16 protein-coding genes and 1 riboswitch are annotated in these 17697 nt (G+C 74.9%); of the genes, 9 read left to right on the top strand and 7 right to left on the bottom strand.

What is annotated here, in order from left to right; all coding sequences use genetic code 11:
- The first annotated feature begins 49 nt into the window (after nt 1–49).
- A complete protein-coding gene (locus tag ACYVJ4_RS01305; protein WP_460458298.1) occupies nt 50–733 on the top strand; it encodes a TetR/AcrR family transcriptional regulator in 684 nt (227 codons plus the stop codon).
- Here the strand turns inward: ACYVJ4_RS01305 and ACYVJ4_RS01310 are convergent.
- Nucleotides 722–3073 carry a (Fe-S)-binding protein gene (locus ACYVJ4_RS01310; RefSeq protein WP_460458299.1) on the bottom strand — a complete coding sequence of 784 codons (2352 nt, stop codon included), beginning with the start codon at nt 3071–3073 and terminating at the stop codon, nt 722–724. The genes ACYVJ4_RS01305 and ACYVJ4_RS01310 overlap by 12 nt on opposite strands.
- Nucleotides 3074–3205: 132 nt before the next feature.
- Complete coding sequence (locus ACYVJ4_RS01315; protein ID WP_460458300.1) at nt 3206–3991, bottom strand: IclR family transcriptional regulator; 786 nt, start codon at nt 3989–3991, stop codon at nt 3206–3208.
- 94 nt (nt 3992–4085) lie between these two features.
- Here ACYVJ4_RS01315 and hutH point away from each other — a divergent pair, with 94 nt between their 5' ends.
- Together hutH and hutU are read left to right on the top strand one after the other, a co-directional pair.
- Nucleotides 4086–5654 carry a histidine ammonia-lyase gene (hutH, locus tag ACYVJ4_RS01320; protein WP_460458301.1) on the top strand — a complete coding sequence of 523 codons (1569 nt, stop codon included), beginning with the start codon at nt 4086–4088 and terminating at the stop codon, nt 5652–5654.
- Nucleotides 5655–5764: 110 nt separating this feature from the next.
- Nucleotides 5765–7423, top strand: a complete 1659-nt coding sequence (gene hutU / locus ACYVJ4_RS01325) for a urocanate hydratase (RefSeq protein WP_460458302.1) — start codon at nt 5765–5767, stop codon at nt 7421–7423.
- Here hutU and ACYVJ4_RS01330 read toward each other — a convergent pair.
- Nucleotides 7420–7878: an aminoacyl-tRNA deacylase gene (locus tag ACYVJ4_RS01330; protein WP_460458303.1), complete on the bottom strand. Its 459-nt coding sequence runs from the start codon at nt 7876–7878 to the stop codon at nt 7420–7422. The genes hutU and ACYVJ4_RS01330 overlap by 4 nt on opposite strands.
- 24 nt (nt 7879–7902) lie before the next feature.
- Between ACYVJ4_RS01330 and ACYVJ4_RS01335 the strand changes: the two genes are divergently transcribed.
- Genes ACYVJ4_RS01335 through hutI form a run of 3 tightly spaced genes read left to right on the top strand, consistent with a single transcriptional unit; the run spans nt 7903 to nt 11605 of the window.
- Nucleotides 7903–9111, top strand: coding sequence for an allantoate amidohydrolase (locus ACYVJ4_RS01335; RefSeq protein WP_460458304.1), 1209 nt, complete (start codon nt 7903–7905; stop codon nt 9109–9111).
- Nucleotides 9108–10430, top strand: coding sequence for a formimidoylglutamate deiminase (locus ACYVJ4_RS01340; protein ID WP_460458305.1), 1323 nt, complete (start codon nt 9108–9110; stop codon nt 10428–10430). Before ACYVJ4_RS01335 ends, ACYVJ4_RS01340 begins: the two co-directional genes overlap by 4 nt.
- A complete protein-coding gene (gene hutI, locus ACYVJ4_RS01345; protein WP_460458306.1) occupies nt 10427–11605 on the top strand; it encodes an imidazolonepropionase in 1179 nt (392 codons plus the stop codon). Before ACYVJ4_RS01340 ends, hutI begins: the two co-directional genes overlap by 4 nt.
- A gap of 144 nt (nt 11606–11749) precedes the next feature.
- On the opposite strand, the gene ACYVJ4_RS01350 is transcribed toward hutI, so the two are convergent.
- Together ACYVJ4_RS01350 and ACYVJ4_RS01355 are read right to left on the bottom strand one after the other, a co-directional pair.
- A complete protein-coding gene (locus ACYVJ4_RS01350; protein WP_460458307.1) occupies nt 11750–12028 on the bottom strand; it encodes a DUF4235 domain-containing protein in 279 nt (92 codons plus the stop codon).
- A 14-nt stretch (nt 12029–12042) separates the two neighbouring features.
- Complete coding sequence (locus ACYVJ4_RS01355; RefSeq protein WP_460458308.1) at nt 12043–12201, bottom strand: hypothetical protein; 159 nt, start codon at nt 12199–12201, stop codon at nt 12043–12045.
- Between the two features lie 32 nt (nt 12202–12233).
- A riboswitch (TPP riboswitch) is annotated at nt 12234–12339 on the top strand.
- A gap of 78 nt (nt 12340–12417) precedes the next feature.
- Here ACYVJ4_RS01355 and ACYVJ4_RS01360 point away from each other — a divergent pair.
- From ACYVJ4_RS01360 to ACYVJ4_RS01370, 3 genes are read left to right on the top strand one after another with little or no spacing between them, the layout of a single operon-like run.
- Nucleotides 12418–13233 (top strand): ECF transporter S component, encoded by an 816-nt coding sequence (locus ACYVJ4_RS01360; protein ID WP_460458309.1) that lies wholly within the window; start codon nt 12418–12420, stop codon nt 13231–13233.
- 14 nt (nt 13234–13247) lie between these two features.
- Nucleotides 13248–14822 (top strand): ABC transporter ATP-binding protein, encoded by a 1575-nt coding sequence (locus ACYVJ4_RS01365; protein ID WP_460458310.1) that lies wholly within the window; start codon nt 13248–13250, stop codon nt 14820–14822.
- Complete coding sequence (locus tag ACYVJ4_RS01370; protein ID WP_460458311.1) at nt 14819–15628, top strand: energy-coupling factor transporter transmembrane component T family protein; 810 nt, start codon at nt 14819–14821, stop codon at nt 15626–15628. The genes ACYVJ4_RS01365 and ACYVJ4_RS01370 overlap by 4 nt, the downstream gene beginning before the upstream one ends.
- Here ACYVJ4_RS01370 and ACYVJ4_RS01375 read toward each other — a convergent pair.
- Both ACYVJ4_RS01375 and ACYVJ4_RS01380 read right to left on the bottom strand, forming a co-directional pair.
- Nucleotides 15621–16826: a sensor histidine kinase gene (locus ACYVJ4_RS01375; protein ID WP_460458312.1), complete on the bottom strand. Its 1206-nt coding sequence runs from the start codon at nt 16824–16826 to the stop codon at nt 15621–15623. The genes ACYVJ4_RS01370 and ACYVJ4_RS01375 overlap by 8 nt on opposite strands.
- Nucleotides 16798–17472, bottom strand: coding sequence for a response regulator transcription factor (locus tag ACYVJ4_RS01380; RefSeq protein WP_460458313.1), 675 nt, complete (start codon nt 17470–17472; stop codon nt 16798–16800). The genes ACYVJ4_RS01375 and ACYVJ4_RS01380 overlap by 29 nt, the downstream gene beginning before the upstream one ends.
- Nucleotides 17473–17697: the final 225 nt, after the last annotated feature.

Raw genomic sequence — 17697 nt, forward strand, 5'->3', positions numbered from 1 at the left:
GGGGAGTCGGAAGTACATGTGAATCATGTTTACTGCTAATCTCGGTCACATGCAAGAGGGTGGACGCCGGACGTCGTCCGACGGGCGTCGTCGGCGCTGGGACGAGCACCGCCGCGAGCGGCGCCAGGAGTTCGTGCAGGGGGCGCTGGCCGCGGTGCGCCGGCACGGCGCGAGCACCGGCCTGGACGAGGTGGCGGCCGAGGTCGGCGTCTCGAAGTCGGTGGTCTACCGGCACTTCCACGACCGGCAGGACCTGTTCGCGGCCGTCCTCGACGCGATCGCGGGCGACGTCCTGATGCCGCGCATGCTGCAGGCCCTCGCCCAGGTGCCCGAGGAGGCGCCGGACGACCTGCTGGCCGGAGTCGACGGCATCCGCGACGTGATCCGGGCCTTCGTCAGCGTGGTGGACGACGAGCCCGAGCTCTACCGCTTCGCGCTGGCCAACGCCTCGGCCGGCCGCGAGGGCGACTTCGTCGCGGCCACCGAACGCCGTGTGGCACAAGCGCTCTCGGCCGTCATCGGCGACCGGCTGCGCGAGCTCGACCTGGACTCCGGCGGCGCCGAGGTCTGGGCGTTCGGCATCGTCGGCATGGTGCAGCTGGCGACCCAGCGGTGGTTCGACCAGCGCACGATGTCGGTCGACGCCCTGGTCGACTACCTCACGACGCTCGTCACCGGCGGCCTGGCCGGGGTGCTGCTCGGCGGGCCGGAGGCCCCGGGCTCAGACGCCTGACGGCTCGGGCTGCGGCTCGGCCTCGCCCTGGCCCCGGCGGACGGCGGCGAGCAGCATCTGCGCGACGTCGACCACCTCGACCTCCTCGCGCGCCGACCCGTCGGCCTGCTGCGCGGCGAGCCCGTCGCTCATCATGACCCGGCAGAACGGGCAGCCGATGGCGATCTTGTCGGCGCCCGTCCCCACCGCCTCGGCGGTCCGGTTGGTGTTGATGCGCGTGCCGAGCGTCTCCTCCATCCACATCCGCGCGCCGCCGGCGCCGCAGCAGAACGACCGCTCGCGGCTGCGCTCCATCTCGCGGTACTCGACGCCCGGCAGGGCGCCGATCAGCTCGCGCGGCGCCTCGTAGACGCCGTTGTGGCGACCCAGGTAGCAGGGGTCGTGGTAGGTGATCGCGGTGCCCGCCGCGGTGACGCCGTCCTTGGCGGACGTCGAGCCCGCCGGCGGCGCGACGGGCACCAGCCGCTTGTCGCGCACCAGCCGGTTGAGCAGCTGGGTGTGGTGCACGACCTCGTACGAGCCGCCGAGCTGCGGGTACTCGTTCGACAGCGTGTTGAAGCAGTGGGCGCAGGTGACGACGACCTTCTTGGCGCCGAGCTCGTCGAGCATCTCGACGTTGGCCTGGGCCAGCATCTGGAAGAGGAACTCGTTGCCCGCGCGGCGCGCCGGGTCGCCGGTGCAGCTCTCGCCGTCGCCGAGCACCGCGAAGTCGACGCCGGCGGTGTGCAGGAGCTCGGCCACGGCGCGCGTCGTCTTCTTGGCGCGGTCCTCGAACGCCCCCGCGCACCCCACCCAGAACAGGTACTCGACGTCCGCCAGGCTCTCGACGTCCTGGCCGACCTGCTTGACCTCGAACGGCAGGTCCTTGGCCCAGTCCAGCCGGGCGCGGGCGTTCATGCCCCACGGGTTCTGGTTGTTCTCGAGGTTCTTGAACAGCCCGCCGAGCTCGCTCGGGAAGGCCGACTCGATGAGCACCTGGTAGCGGCGCATGTCGACGACGTGGTCGACGTGCTCGATGTCGACGGGGCACTGCTCGACGCAGGCGCCGCACGTGGTGCACGACCACAGGACGTCGGGGTCGACCACGCCGAGCTCGGCCGCGCCGCGACCGCCGGGGTTGTAGGCGCGGGTCATGTCCGGCGCGCCCTCGCCCTGGTCGTACCCGGTGGCGGCGACCAGCGGCCGTTCGTGCGCGGCCCGGACGGCGGCCGAGAACTGCGCGACGTCCGGCTCGGCGGCCTGCAGCGGCTTGCCGTTCTGCGCCGCGAGGTAGGTCGGGTTGGCGAGCGCCTGCAGGTACGGCGCCTTGTCGGCGGCGTGGTCGCGCAGGGCCATCATCAGCAGCTTGGGCGACAGCGGCTTGTCGGTGTTCCAGGCCGGGCACTGGCTCTGGCAGCGGCCGCACTCGGTGCAGGTGCTGAAGTCGAGCAGGCCCTTCCAGGTGAAGTCCTCGACCTTGCCGACGCCGAGCGCGGCGTCCTCGTCGAGCTCGTCGACGTTCTCGAAGTCCACCGGCTCGCCCTTGACGGCGATCGGCTGCAGGGCGCCCAGGCTGGTGCGGCCGCTCGCGTGGCGCTTGAACCAGATGTTGAAGAACGCGAGGAACCGGTGCCAGGCGACACCCATCGTGGGCTTGAGGCCGATGGTGATCGCCCACGCCATCGAGATGAGGATCTTGACCGCGGCCACGACGACCACGGCGTTCTCGAGGCTGGTGCGGGTCAGGCCGTCGAAGCCGCCGCCGATCCACGCGGTCAGCGGGAAGTGCAGCGCGGACGCCCAGTCCTCGCCCTCGCTGAGCCCCAAGCCGTACTCGAGCGCGCGCAGCAGCAGCACGCAGACGACGACGCCGAGGATCGTGAGCTCGACGTAGTAGGCCTGCCAGAAGGTCGAGCCGAAGAAGCGCGAGCGGCGGCCGTCGGCGGCCGCGCGGCGCGGGTGGTTCTTCTGCCGGATCGCGATCAGGGTGAGGATGCCGAGCAGCGAGGCCCAGGCGATCGCCTCGACCAGCCACTCGAACGGCGCGAGGTGGCCGATCAGCGGCAGCGCGAAGTCGGGGGAGAAGAGCTGGCCGTACGCCGTGACGAGGCTGAGGAAGAGCAGGCCGAACGACACCATGACGAACCAGTGCGCGATCGCGACGACGGGCAGCCGGGCCATCCGGGTGTGGCCGAGGAACTCGCGCACCAGCGTGACGGTGCGGGTGGCCGGGGCGTCGGTGCGGCGCGGGTCGGGCTGGCCGAGGCGGACGGTGCTGACGATGGTGCCGGCCGCGCGGGCGAGCAGCGCCACGCCCGCGGCGGTGGCGGCGAGGGCCAGGACGGCGGCGACGGCCTGCATGCGGGCTCCTGTCGGGTGCGGGTGCGGCGTGCCGAGGCTAGTGCGCGCGGGGCGCACCAGCAGGCCGCCTCACTGTACTGGCGGGTAACTTGTGCTGCCCACCCGGTGTGACCAGCCTCTCGGCGGCAGCCGTCAGCCGCGGCCGCCGATGCGCCGGCTCAGCGTGCTGGCCAGGTCGGTGAGCCGTGCCGCCAGCGCGGCGGGGTCGGGCGGCCCGGCGGGGTCGTCCACGGCGTAGGTGATCGCGACGCCGGCGGCCGGGTGCCCCGAGTGGTCGAGCACCGCGGTGGCCACGCTGGCGAACCCGGGGGTGATCTCGCCGTCCTCCACCGCGTAGCCGCGCGCCCGGACGTCGACCAGCAGGTGCCGCAGCGCCGACAGCGAGCTCGGGCCGGCGGCATGGCGCAGCACGAACGCCGAGCGGTCGGGGAAGAGCGCGCGCACCTGCGCGGCCGGCAGCGCGGCGAGCTGGGCCCGGCCGGACGCCGCGAGGTGCGCGGGCAGGCGGACGCCGACGTCCGTGACGAGGCTCGGCCGGCCGGTGGCGCGCTCCTCGACGACGTAGAGCACCTCGCGCCCGTGCAGCACCGCGAGGTGCGCGCTCTGGCCGAGCGCGTCGACGAGCCGGGCCAGCAGGGGCCGGGCGAGGCGGGCGAGCGCGTCCTGGTGGGTGTACGCCGAGCCGACCTCGAACGCCGCGACGCCCAGGCCGTAGCGCCGCTCCTCGGGCAGGTGGACGACGAAACCGGCCTCGGCCAGCACCGCCAGCAGGTGGTAGGTCGTCGAGCGGGGCAGCCCGAGGTCGGCAGCGATGCGGCCGGCGGGCAGCGGTCCGGCGTGGCGGGCCAGGTGGGTCAGGATGCGCAGCGTCTGCTCGGCGGCCGGCACGCGGCTGGCGGGCGCGCTGGTGGGGGGCACGGCGACCACGGTAGGCTGGTCAGGTCTGGGATACCAGACACTTCTGCGGTGCGAGCCGTCGTCCGGGCCCCGGGCGGGCGGTTCCATGGACGGCATGACCGAGACGCTCCCCCGCTCCGCCACCCGCCAGGTCACCGTCGGCACCGGCCCGGTGTCGCCGTCCGACGTCGTGGCCGTGGCGCGCGACGGCGCCGGCGTGCGGCTGGACGACGCGGCGCTGGCCGAGATCGCCCGCACCCGGGCCGTCATCGAGGCGCTCGCGGACGACGTCGAGCCGCACTACGGCGTCTCGACCGGCTTCGGCGCGCTGGCCACCAAGCACATCCCCACCGAGCGGCGCGCGCAGCTGCAGCGCAGCCTGGTGCGCTCGCACGCCGCGGGGTCGGGCCCCGAGGTCGAGCGCGAGGTGGTGCGCGCGCTGATGCTGCTGCGCCTGTCGACGCTCGCGACCGGGCGCACCGGCGTGCGACCGGTGGTGGCGCAGACCTACGCGGCGGTGCTCGACGCGGGCATCACGCCGGTCGTGCACGAGTACGGCTCGCTCGGCTGCTCGGGCGACCTCGCGCCCCTGGCGCACTGCGCGCTCGCGATCATGGGCGAGGGATTCGTGCGCGACGCCTCGGGCGTACGACGGCCGACGCTCGACGTGCTGCACGAGAACGGGATCGAGCCGGTCGAGCTGGCCGAGAAGGAGGGGCTCGCCCTCATCAACGGCACCGACGGCATGCTCGGCATGCTGGTGCTGGCGCTGCACGACCTGCGCTCGCTGCTCGTCGTCGCCGACGTCGCGGCGGCGCTCAGCGTCGAGTCGCTGATGGGTACCGACGCGGTCTTCGCCGACGACCTGCAGGCGCTGCGGCCGCACCCGGGCCAGGCCGCCAGCGCGGCCAACCTGCGGGCGGTGCTGGCCGGCAGCGGCGTCATGGCGAGCCACCGTGGTCCGGAGTGCACGCGGGTGCAGGACGCCTACTCGCTGCGGTGCGCGCCGCAGGTGCACGGCGCCGCGCGCGACACCCTCGACCACGCGGCCCTCGTCGCCGGGCGCGAGCTGCAGGCCGCGGTCGACAACCCGGTCGTGACGGTTGACGGGCGGGTCGAGAGCAACGGCAACTTCCACGGCGCATCTGTCGGGTACGTGCTCGACTTCCTGGCGATCGCGGTCGCCGACGTCGCGTCGATGAGCGAGCGCCGCACCGACCGGTTCCTGGACGTCGCGCGCAGCAACGGGTTGCCGCCGTTCCTCGCCGACGACGCGGGCGTCGACAGCGGCCACATGATCGCGCAGTACACCGCGGCCGGGATCGTCAGCGAGCTCAAGCGGCTGGCGGCGCCGGCGTCGGTCGACTCGATCCCGAGCAGCGCCATGCAGGAGGACCACGTCTCGATGGGCTGGTCGGCCGCGCGCAAGCTGCGCCGGGCGGTCGATGGCCTCACGCGCGTGCTGGCCGTCGAGGTGCTGACCGCGACCCGCGCCCTGGACCTGCGCGCCCCGCTCGAGCCGGCGGCCGCGACCGGGGCCGTGCGCGACGTCCTGCGGGCGGCGGGCGTTCCCGGCCCCGGGGCCGACCGGTTCCTGGCCCCCGAGCTCGAGCTGGCCGTCGAGGCGGTGGCCAGCGGCGCCGTCCGCCGCGCCGCCGAGTCCGCCACCGGCCCCCTGACCTGACCCCAGCCCCCTACCTTCTGCACCTGCTCAAGCACTCGGGCTCATCCGGGCCGGATGGGGCCGACTCCTCAAGCAGGTGCAGGAAACGGCACGACGAGAGGACGACGACGATGGACGGAGCACGACCGGTGCGGGCGCCGCGCGGCACGACCCTGACCGCGCGCAGCTGGCAGACCGAGGCGCCGATGCGCATGCTCATGAACAACCTCGACCCCGAGGTGGCCGAGCGGCCGGACGACCTGGTCGTCTACGGCGGCACCGGCCGGGCGGCGCGCGACTGGCGCAGCTACGACGCCATCGTCCGCACGCTGACGACGCTCGCGGACGACGAGACGCTGCTCGTGCAGTCCGGCCGGCCCGTCGGCGTGATGCGCACCCACGAGTGGGCACCCCGCGTGCTGATCGCCAACTCCAACCTGGTCGGCGACTGGGCGACGTGGCCGAAGTTCCGCGAGCTCGAGCGCCAGGGCCTGACGATGTACGGCCAGATGACCGCCGGCTCGTGGATCTACATCGGCACCCAGGGCATCCTGCAGGGCACCTACGAGACCTTCGCGGCCGTGGCCGCCAAGCGGTTCGGGGGCACGCTGGCCGGCACGCTCACCGTCACGGGCGGCTGCGGCGGCATGGGCGGCGCGCAGCCGCTCGCCGTCACGCTGAACGGCGGCGTCTGCCTCGTCGTCGACGTCGACGGCACCCGCCTGCAGCGCCGGGTCGAGCACCGCTACCTCGACGAGGTCGCCGACGACCTGGACGACGCGATCGCCCGCTGCGAGAAGGCCAGGCGCGAGCGCCAGGCCCTGAGCGTTGGCCTCGTCGGCAACAGCGCCACCGTGCTGCCCGAGCTGCTGCGGCGGGGCGTCGAGGTCGACGTCGTCACCGACCAGACGAGCGCGCACGACCCGCTCAGCTACCTGCCCGAGGGCGTCGACCTCGGTAACTGGCACGACTACGCCGACGCCAAGCCCGAGGAGTTCACCGACCGCGCCCGCGCCGCGATGGCGAAGCACGTCGAGGCGATGGTCGGCTTCATGGACGCCGGCGCCGAGGTCTTCGACTACGGCAACTCGATCCGCGACGAGGCGCGGCAGGGCGGGTACGACCGCGCGTTCGCGTTCCCCGGCTTCGTGCCGGCGTACATCCGCCCGCTGTTCTGCGAGGGCAAGGGCCCGTTCCGCTGGGCCGCCCTGAGCGGCGACCCGAAGGACATCGCCGCCACCGACCGCGCGGTGCTGGACCTGTTCCCCGACAACGACCACCTGCACCGGTGGATCCGCGCGGCGCAGGACCGCGTGGCGTTCCAGGGCCTGCCGGCGCGCATCTGCTGGCTGGGCTACGGCGAGCGCGACAAGGCGGGCGCGCGGTTCAACGACATGGTGGCCAGCGGCGAGGTCAGCGCGCCGATCGTCATCGGCCGCGACCACCTCGACTGCGGCAGCGTCGCCTCGCCGTACCGCGAGACCGAGGCCATGGCGGACGGCTCCGACGCCATCGCCGACTGGCCGCTGCTCAACGCGCTGGTCAACACGGCGTCCGGCGCGAGCTGGGTGTCGATCCACCACGGCGGCGGCGTCGGCATCGGCCGCTCGATCCACGCCGGCCAGGTCAGCGTCGCCGACGGCACGGCGCTCGCGGCGGCCAAGCTCGACCGCGTGCTGACCAACGACCCGGGCATGGGCGTGATCCGGCACGTCGACGCCGGGTACGACCTGGCCGACGAGGTGGCGGCCGAGCGCGGCGTGCGCGTGCCGATGCGCGAGGAGTCCTAGTCGGTGACGTCCGCGACCTGCGCGTCGAGGGCGCGGACGACGTCGTCCGCTTGCGCGACGACGCCGACCCCGTGCGCGCCGGCGCCGAGCGAGATCTTGGTGCCGGCGACCGAGGCGTCCATGACCACGGGCCACGGCCGGGTCGAGCCGAACGGCGTGATGGTGCCGCGCTCGTACCCGGTCATCGCGAGCGCGGTGGCGGCGTCCGGCATCGACATCCGCTTGACGCCGAGCAGCGCGCGCAGCTTCGGCCACGAGATCTCGCGGTCGCCGGGCACCAGGACGAACAGGAAGTCGTCGTCCGCGCGGCGCACCACGATGCTCTTGAGCAGCGAGCGCGGCTCGATGCCGCGGGCCGCGGCGGCCTCCTCGAGCGAGCCGACCTTGCCGTGCCGCACCACCCGGTACGCGATGCCGCTGGCGTCGAGCGCCGCGATCGCCCGTTCCTCGCTCATGGACGTCGAGCCTACGGTGGTGCCGTGAGCGCCATCGACCCCGCAGCCGCGTCGGCCTTCGACCGCTGGTGGGACGACCTGGCGCCGGTCGGCCGGACGTCGGCCGGCGGCTACCGCCGGTTCGCCTGGACCGCCGAGGACCTCACGCTGCGCGAGTGGTTCACCGGTGCGGCGTCGAGCCTCGGCCTGGACGTCGTCGCCGACCGCGCCGGCAACCTGTGGGCCTGGTGGGGCGACCCGGACTCGGACGGCCCGGGCCTCGTCGTCGGCAGCCACCTGGACTCCGTGCCCGAGGGTGGTGCCTTCGACGGCCCGCTCGGCGTCGTGTCCTCGCTGGTCGCAGTCGGCACGTTGCGACGCAACGGGTTCACGCCCTCGCGTCCGGTCGCCGTCGCCTGCTTCGGCGACGAGGAGGGCGCTCGCTTCGGCATCGCGTGCGCCGGGTCGCGGCTCGTCACCGGGGCGCTGGACGCCGACCGGGCCCGTGCGCTGCGCGACGCCGACGGCACCACCATGGCCGAGGCGATGTCGGCGGCCGGGCGCGACCCGCAGCAGCTCGGGCGCGACGACGAGGCGCTGCGCCGGGTCGGCGCGTTCGTCGAGCTGCACGTCGAGCAGGGGCGCGGGCTCGTCGACGGCTCGGCCGCGGTAGGGGCGGGCAGCGCGATCTGGCCGCACGGCCGCTGGCGCTTCGACCTCGCCGGGCGCGCCGACCACGCCGGCACCACGCGGCTCGCCGACCGGGACGACCCGATGCTGCGGCTGGCGGCTCTGGTCACGGGTGCGCGGTCGGCGGCGGAGCGGCACGGCGCCGTCGCCACGGTCGGCAAGGTGCGGGTGGATCCCAACGGGGTCAACGCGATCCCGTCGTCGGTGACCGCCTGGCTCGACGCGCGCGGGGCGGAGGAGGCCGCGGTGCGCGCCGTCGTCGCCGACCTCGCGGGCGAGCTGGGCGAGCCGGCCGAGGAGTCCTGGACGGCGCGCACGCCGTTCGACGACGGGCTGACGTCGCGGCTGGTGGACGTCCTGGGCGGGTCTGACGCGGTGCCGGTGCTGGAGACCGGGGCCGGGCACGACGCCGGGGTGCTGGCCCTGGCCGGCGTGCCGTCGTCCATGCTCTACGTCCGCAACCCGACCGGGGTATCGCACTCGCCGTCGGAGCACGCCGAGCGCGACGACTGCCTGGCCGGCGTGGCGGCCCTGACGACGGTGGTCGAGAGGCTGGCCGGATGACGACCTGGTGGTGCGAGCACGCCTGGCTCGAGGGCGCACCGGTGGCGCGGGTCCGGATCACGGTGCAGGGCAGCGAGATCAGCGCGGTCGAGCGTGACGTCGACCCCGGCCCGGACGACGAACGGCTGGCCGGGCTGGTGCTGCCCGGCTTCGCGAACGCGCACTCGCACGCCTTCCACCGCGCCCTGCGCGGCCGCACGCACGACGAGGGCGGCACCTTCTGGACCTGGCGCGAGCGCATGTACGCCGTGGCGTCGCGGCTGGACCCCGACTCCTACCTGGCGCTGGCGCGCGCGACGTTCGCCGAGATGGCGCTGGCGGGCGTGACGTGCGTCGGCGAGTTCCACTACCTGCACCACGCGCCGGGCGGCACGCCGTACGACGACCCCAACGCGATGGCGGAGGCCCTGCGGCAGGCGGCGCGCGACGCCGGCGTGCGTCTCACGCTGCTCGACGCCTGCTACCTCGCGGGCGGGCTCACCGCGGAGGGGCACACCCGACCGGACGCTGTGCAGCAACGGTTCTCGGACGGCTCGGCCTCGCGCTGGGCGGCGCGGGTGGGTGAGCTGAAGGCCGACGACGGGTTCCGGGTCGGCACGGCGATCCACTCGGTGCGGGGGGTGCCGCGGATCGAGATGGGCGAGGTGGCGGCGGCCTTCCCGGAGCTGCCGCTGCACGCGCACCTCAGCGAGCAGGTGGCCGAGAACCAGGCCGCCTTCCAGTTCTACGGGCTGTCGCCCACCGAGCTGATGGCCGCGGCCGACGCCCTCGGCGAGCGCAGCACGATGGTGCACGCGACGGTGAACCCGCACATGGAGCTGCTGGGCAGCACCGGCACCTCGATCTGCCTGTGCCCCACCACCGAGCGCGACCTGGCCGACGGCATCGGGCCGGCGCGGCTGATGTCGCAGCACGGCAGCCCGATCTGCCTCGGCAGCGACCAGAACGCGGTGGTCGACCTGCTCGAGGAGGCGCGCGCGCTGGAGATGCACGAGCGGCTGTTCACGTTGGAGCGCGGGGTGTTCGCGCCGTCGGAGCTGGTCGACGCGCTGACGTCGGCCGGGCACCAGTCGCTCGGCTGGCCCGAGGCCGGGCGGCTCGAGGTGGGCGCGACCGCCGACCTGGTGAGCGTCGACCTGGGCAGCGTGCGCACGGCGGGAAGCGCTGCGGCCCAAGCGGTCTACGCCGCCACGGCGGCCGACGTCCGCACCGTCGTCAACGCCGGCCGGGTCGTCGTCCGGGACGGCGAGCACGTGCTCGGGGACGTCGCCCGCCTGCTGCGTGATGCGATCGACCCGATCTGGGAGGACGCCCGATGAGCAGCGTGCTGATCAACGGGATCGCCGAGCTCGTGACGAACGACCCGGCGCTCGGCGACGGCTCGCGGCTGGGAGTGGTCGAGCGCGCGGCCGTCGTCGTCGAGCACGGCCGTGTCGCGTGGGTCGGCCCGGCGCTCGAGGCGCCCGACGCCGACGCGCAGGTGGACGTCAGCGGGCGGGCCGTCGTCCCCGGCTTCGTGGACTCGCACAGCCACCTGGTGTTCGCGGGCGACCGAGCGCGCGAGTTCGAGGCGCGGATGACCGGCGCGCCGTACGACGGCGGCGGCATCGCCACCACCGTGGCCGCCACGCGCGAGGCGCCGGACGAGCTGCTGCTCGCGCGGTTGCGCGCGCTGGTGGCCGAGATGCGGGCGCAGGGCACCACCACGGTCGAGGTCAAGAGCGGCTACGGGCTGACGGTCGCCGACGAGCGGCGCAGCCTGCGGGTCGCGTCAGAGGTCACCGACGAGACGACGTTCCTGGGGGCGCACGTCGTGCCCGCCGGCACCGACCGCCGCGCGTACGTCGACCTCGTGACCGGCCCGATGCTCGAGGCCTGCCGCCCGCACGCCCGCTGGGTCGACGTCTTCTGCGAGCCGGCCAGCCCGCACGCCTTCGACGGCGACGAGGCGCGCGAGGTGCTCACGGGCGGGATCGCGGCAGGCCTGCTGCCGCGCGTGCACGGCAACCAGCTCTCGGCCGGTCCGGGCGTGCGGCTCGCGGTCGAGCTCGGCGCGGCGAGCGTCGACCACTGCACCCACCTGACCACGGACGACGTCGACGCGCTCGCGGGTGCGGCGCCGACGTCCGGTCGCGACGGCACGGTGGCGACGCTGCTTCCGGGCGTCGAGTTCTCGACCCGCTCGCCCTACCCCGACGCGCGAGCGCTCGTCGACGCGGGCGTGGTCGTCGCGCTGGCGACCGACTGCAACCCCGGCAGCTGCTTCACGTCCTCGATCCCGCTGGTGGTCGCGCTCGCCGTGCGCGAGATGGGGCTCTCGCCGGCCGAGGCGCTCTGGGCCGTGACCGCCGGCGGCGCGCTCGCGCTGCGGCGCTCGGACGTCGGCCACCTGGGGGTCGGGGCGCGGGCCGACCTCACGGTGCTCGACGCCCCGACGTACCGGCACCTCGCCTACCGGCCCGGCGTGCCGATCGCCCGCGCGCTCGACCTCTGAGCCGCGTGCCGTCGTCCGGGCCGCTGGGTCGTGGCGCCGGCGGCGGGTACTTGTCGAGGGTTGCGTGCGCTTGTCGGGTGCTGCAGCCCACGTGAAGCACGCCTGCGCATGCATCACGTGATCAACTGCGGCGGTGGCGGAGGGTCAGCCGACCTCTTGCATCTTGGGTGGGAGGTGGCCGGTGGAGTGCCGGTAGTAGTCGGCGGCCTTGCGGGCGGCGAGCATGCGGGCCACGCCGATGATCGCGCCGCTGACGACGGCCCAGGCGATCGCCTCGCCCCAGGACGTGTCGGGATGCTCGGGGTTGGCCGGCGGCGGGTTGCCGGTCGCGGCCTTCCACCCGGTGGTGATGATCTTCTTGGCGGCGATGCCGGACAGCACGGCTCCGCCCGTGCCCAGGACCTTCCACGGCAGTGCGCTCATGGCCCCAGCCTGCCTCAGAGCAGGCTGCTCAGCCAACGCACCGTGCGCACGGCGGGCGGCCCGACGACCGGCGCGGTGATGGCCAGCAGCCCGACGACCACGAGCAGCGCGAGCAGGCGCGCCACCGGGGACGGCGAGCCCGTCCGGCGTCCTCGCATCATCCGCAGCAGCACGGGCCGAGTGTCGCACCCGGGTGTACCGTGGAGCCACACGACAGGGGAGCGCCGCGAGGCGCTGAGAGTGCGGCCCGTCCGCAGACCCTCGAACCTGCTCCGGTTAGCACCGGCGAAGGGAGTCGAGCATCTCACCAGGTCGCCGGCACGCGGTCGCGCTCAGCAGCGCGGCAAGGTGACGGCGGCCCGGTCCCCCTCCTACCGGAGGGACCCAGCATGACCGCACGCACCACGGAGCCCGGGCTCGACGCGAGCCCGACCTCCCGCACCACCCCCCGCACGACCCCGCGCGCCGCGCTGGTCGTCGCCGCCGTCGGCGTCGTCCTCGGGCTGGCGGTGTACCTCGTCGGCCTGCCGTCCGGCACCTCGCTGTTCGGGACGCCGCTGAGCGACCTCGCCCTGCCCGCCGGCCTGATCATCGCGCTGGTCGCGGCCTGGCTCGCCTTCTCGCTGGCCAGCGCCCGCGCGCCCTGGCGGGTCGTCGACATCGTCGTGGCCAGCGTCCTCGGCGTGGCCGGCGGCCTGCTGTTCGCCGTCTGGAACGCCAACAACGCCACGCTGGCGGCGCCCTTCGGCGCGACCCCTGCGGTGGCGCTGCTCGGCGGCGTCTGGCTGCTGCCCGGCGTGCTGGGCGGGCTGGTGGTCCGTCGTCCGGGCGCGGCCACGTTCGTCGAGCTCGTCGCCGCCGTGGTGTCGGCGCTGATCGGCAGCCAGTGGGGCTTCTCGGTCGTCTGGTACGGGCTGGTGGAGGGCCTGGGCGCCGAGATCGTCCTGGCCCTGCTGCTGTACCGCCGCTTCGGCCTGCCCACCGCGGTGGCGTCCGGCGCGGTGGCCGGCCTGGTCATCTCGACCTGCGACCTCACGCTGTACTACACGACGCAGTCGGCGACGTGGAACCTCGTGTACGCCGGCCTGCTCGCGCTGTCGGGCGCGGTGGTCGCCGGCGGCGGCTCGTGGGCGCTCACCCGCGCGCTCGCCGGCACCGGCGTGCTCGCACCGCTCGCGTCCGGGCGCACGGCCGCGCGCGTCTGACCCCGGACGTCGTCGTGGTCCTCGACCGCACCACCCCGCCCGTGGGCCTCGCCGCCCGCGGGTGGGGCTGGCGGCACGCCGGACGCCAGGCCTGGGCGGTGCGCGGCGTCGACCTGGACGTCGCACCCGGCGAGCGCGTGCTGCTGCTCGGACCCAGCGGGGCGGGCAAGTCGACGCTGCTCGCGGGCGCGGCGGGCCTGCTCGGCGAGCCGCAGCTCACCCGGCCCGACGGCGTGCGCGAGCACGAGAACGGCGGGGAGTCCGAGGGCGCCCTGCTGCTGGGCGGCGTGCCCGCGGCCTCGGCGCGCGCCGGAGGCCAGGCCCGTGCTGGCCTGCTGCTCCAGGACCCCGACGCCCAAACCGTGCTCGCCCGCTGCGGCGACGACGCGGCCTTCGGGCTCGAGAACCTCGCGGTGCCGCCGGCCGAGATCTGGCCGCGGGTCGACGAGGCGCTCGAGCTCGTCGGGTTCCCGTACGGGCGCTCGCACCCGACGTCGCACCTGTCGGGCGGTGAGCGGCAGCGGCTCGCGCTGGCCGGCGTGCTCGCCATGCGGCCGGGGCTGCTGCTGCTCGACGAGCCCACCGCCATGCTCGACCCGGACGGCGCCGCCCTGCTGCGCGAGAGCGTCCGACGCGTCGTGGCCGCCACCGGTGCCACGCTCGTCGTCGTCGAGCACCGCGTCGTGGACTGGCTGGACGACGTCGACCGCGTGGTCGTGCTGGAGCCCGGGGGCGGCGTGGTCGCTGACGGGGCACCTGCCGACGTCCTCGACCGGTACGGCGATTCCCTTGCCGCGCAGGGGATCTGGGTGCCGTCCGTGTTCGACGAGCACGGTGCGCGCCGGGACGTCGGGCCGGCCCGGGCCGCAGGAGCGCCGACCCCCGCGGGCGCGCCGCTGCTCACCGGGCGTGGCCTGGCGGTGGCGCCGCCGCGGTCGCTGCCCGTCGTCCGCGACCTGGACCTCGCGCTGCACGCCGGGCGGGCCACCTGCCTCGTCGGTCCGAACGGCGCGGGCAAGTCGACGCTCGCGCACGTGCTGGCCGGGTTGGTGGGTCCTGCGGCCGGCCAGCTGGTGGCCGAGCCGGCGCTGGCCCGCGGCGCCGGGCCGACGCCGTCGCGGTGGCGGGCCCGTCAGCTCGTGACCCGGATCGGCACGGTGTTCCAGGAGCCGCAGCACCAGTTCGTCGCCTCGACGGTGCGCGACGAGCTGGCGGTCGGCCCGCAGCAGGCCCGGCGCGACCCGGCGCTGGTCGCGGCACGCGTCGACGAGCTGCTCGAGCGCCTGCGGCTCGACCACCTCGCGCGCGCCAACCCGTTCACGCTCAGCGGGGGCGAGCAGCGCCGGCTCTCGGTCGCCACCGCGCTCGCCACCGCGCCGTCGCTGCTGGTGCTCGACGAGCCGACCTTCGGGCAGGACGCCCGCACCTGGGCCGAGCTGGTGCGGCTGCTGCGCGAGCTCGTCGCCGACGGCACCGGCGTCCTGGCGGTGACGCACGACCGCGCGCTCGTCGCGGCGCTCGCGGACGACGTCCTGGCCCTCGACGGGCCGGCGCCCCGACGTCCGGCCCGCGAGCCGGTGCCGGCATGAGCGTCCTCGCCGACCCGCGCACCGACGCCGGGCTCGACCTGACGGCCCCGCTGGCGCGCGCCAACCCGGTCGCCAAGCTCGCGGCCTCGACCGTCGTCGCGCTCGGCCTGCTGCTGAGCGTCGACGTGGTCACCGCCGGTGTCGCGCTGCTGCTCGAGCTGGCGCTGCTGCCGCTGGCCGGGGTGCGGTGGCGCGCGCTGGCGCGTCGCGGGGTGGTGCTGGTCGTGGGCGCGGTCCCTGCCGGGCTGGCCGCCACGCTGTTCGGCGAGGACTCCGGCTCGGTGCTGGCGGGGCTCGGTCCGTTCAGCATCACGACCGGTTCGCTGACCTCGGGCACCGCGATCGCGCTGCGGGTGCTGGCGATCGGCGTCCCGGGCGTCGTCCTGCTGTCGACCACCGACCCCACCGACCTGGCCGACGGGCTGGCGCAGGTGCTGCGGCTGCCGGCGCGGTTCGTGCTGGCGGCGCTGGCCGCGACCCGGATGTTCGGCGTGATGGCGGCCGACTGGCGCTCGATGACGCTGGCCCGGCGGGCGCGCGGCCTCGGCGGCGACGGGCTCGTCGGCGCGGTGCGGGCGGCCCTCGGCCAGGTCTTCGCGCTGCTGGTGCTCGCGATCCGACGCGCCGCGACCCTCGCCACCACCATGGAGTCGCGCGGCTTCGGCACCGGCCTGCCGCGCACCTGGGCCCGGCCGAGCCGACTGCGTCCGGCGGACGCCGTCGTGGTGCTCGGCGCGCTGGTGCTCACGGCCGTCGCGATCGCCGCCGGCGTCGCGGCCGGCACCTGGCAGCTGCTCCTCAGCTGACCCGCGGTCGGGGGAGGGCCGCAGGGGCCGGGCGCTCGAGCTCGACCGGCGGCAGGGAGGGGACGACGGGCGCGTAGCTCGAGCCGTGCGGCACCTTCAGGCGCGGCGCGCGCGCCGGGGGCCGCAGCGGCAGCATCAGGGTGAAGGCCGCCCCGCCCTCGGGGGCTCGGGAGGCGTGCAGCGTCCCGCCCCGCGCGTGCGCGATCTCGCGGACGATCCCGAGCCCGAGGCCCGTGCCGGCCAACGGGTCGACCACGGGCTCCAGCGCGGCCGTGCTGGGCTCGCCGGCGTTGATCGCCATGATCTGGCCGTCGGTCAGGCCGACGCCCGAGTCGAGCACCGCGACCACCACGTGCAGCTGCTGGCGCGTGCCGACCAGACGGATAGTGTCGCCCACGGCCGTGTAGCGGATCGCGTTCTCGATCAACGTGTCCAGGCAGGTCCGCACGCGTTCGGGCGTCACCAGGGCGCGGCCGGCGTCGGCCTCGAGCACCCACCGGCGGTCGACGACGACGCGCCACCGCTCGACCGCCTGGCGCATCACGTCGTCGAGGTCCACGACCTCCGACCCGAACTCGTCCTGCAGCCGGATCATCCGGATCAGCCGGTCGCTCACGCGCGACAGGCGGTTCAGCTCGTCGGCGGCGACGTCGAGGTCCTGCTGGTCCTCCAGGTCGGCCGCGCGCTCGCGCAGCAGGTCGACGTAGCCGCGGGCGATGGTGAGCGGCGTGCGCATCTCGTGCGAGGTCAGGCGCATCAGCCGCTCGCGGTCGCGCGACGCCTGGATGTCGCGCTCGGCCAGCAAGGTGGCCTGTTGCAACGCCTTCTGCCGCCGGTAGAAGTGCCAGACCATCAGCTGCGCCAGCAGGAACATCAGCGGGATCTCGGTGGTCTCCTCCCACCCGATGTTCCCCTGCCACGCGCTGCGGCACAGGACCACGCCGGTGAGCACGGTGTAGCCGGCCAGTGCGGTCACCAGCTGCCAGCGCCGCCAGGCGCTGAGGCCGAACGCCAGGGCGAAGCCGGCCCAGCCCAGGTGGTAGGGGATCGTCTCCTCGCCCGGCAGCACGTACATCGCGACGGCGCAGGCCGCTCCCCAGACCGTCCACCCCAGCAGCAGGAGGGGCCGGTCGGGCGTGGGCCGCACCCGGCGGGCGGCCTCGACCGCCTCAGCGGTCGTAGAAGCAGTACCCAGCACCGCGCACCGTCTCGATCGGGGGGTCCGGCCTCAGCTTGCCGCGCAACCGCCGGACGCAGACGTCGACGACGTTGCTGCCCGGGTCGAAGTCCAGGTCCCAGATGTCGTGGAGCAGCTCCTCGCGCGAGCAGACGTCGCCCGCGCGTCGCATCAGGTGGGCCAGCAGCGCGAACTCGCGCTCGCTGAGCACCACCGCGCCGCCCGCGGTGACCGCGCGCCGGCGGTGCAGGTCCAGCCGCACCCCGCCCGCCTCCAGGTACCGCTGCTCGCCGGTCGACGGCGGCGCCTGGTGGTGCAGGTGCCGGCGGATCCGCGCCGCGAGCTCGGCCGACGAGAACGGCTTGGCGATGACGTCCACCGCCCCGCCGTCGAGCGCCTGGATGCGCGCGGAGATGTCGGTGACGGCCGACAGGACGATGACGGGCGGCGCGCTCTCGCGCTGGCCCAGCGCCTGCAGCACCCCGAGCCCGCCGACGCGCGGCATGACGAGGTCGAGCAGCAGCAGGTCGACGTCGTGCTGCTCCAGCTGGTCCAGCGCGTCCTGGCCGTCCGGGGACTCGTACACGGTGTGGCCCTGGGCCGACAGCGATCGGCTCAGGTACGTGCGGATCCGTGGCTCGTCGTCCACGACCATCACCTTGGCCATACGGCTTCCCCTAGGTCCTGTGCCTCCCGGCTCGGTCAGCATGGGGTCGCCCCGGTGCGGCTCGCCACCGAAATGGCGAAACGTCGTCCGGACGCCGAGCGGTTCGTGGGATTTGCCGTGAATGGGCGGCCCCAGGATGACCGCCGGATGACAGGCGGCTCACGGATCGTGACGGCTGCATGAGCCGGGATGACCGCGGCATGGCGTCCGATGAACGTTACGTGA

The organism is Angustibacter peucedani (genome assembly GCF_054779595.1).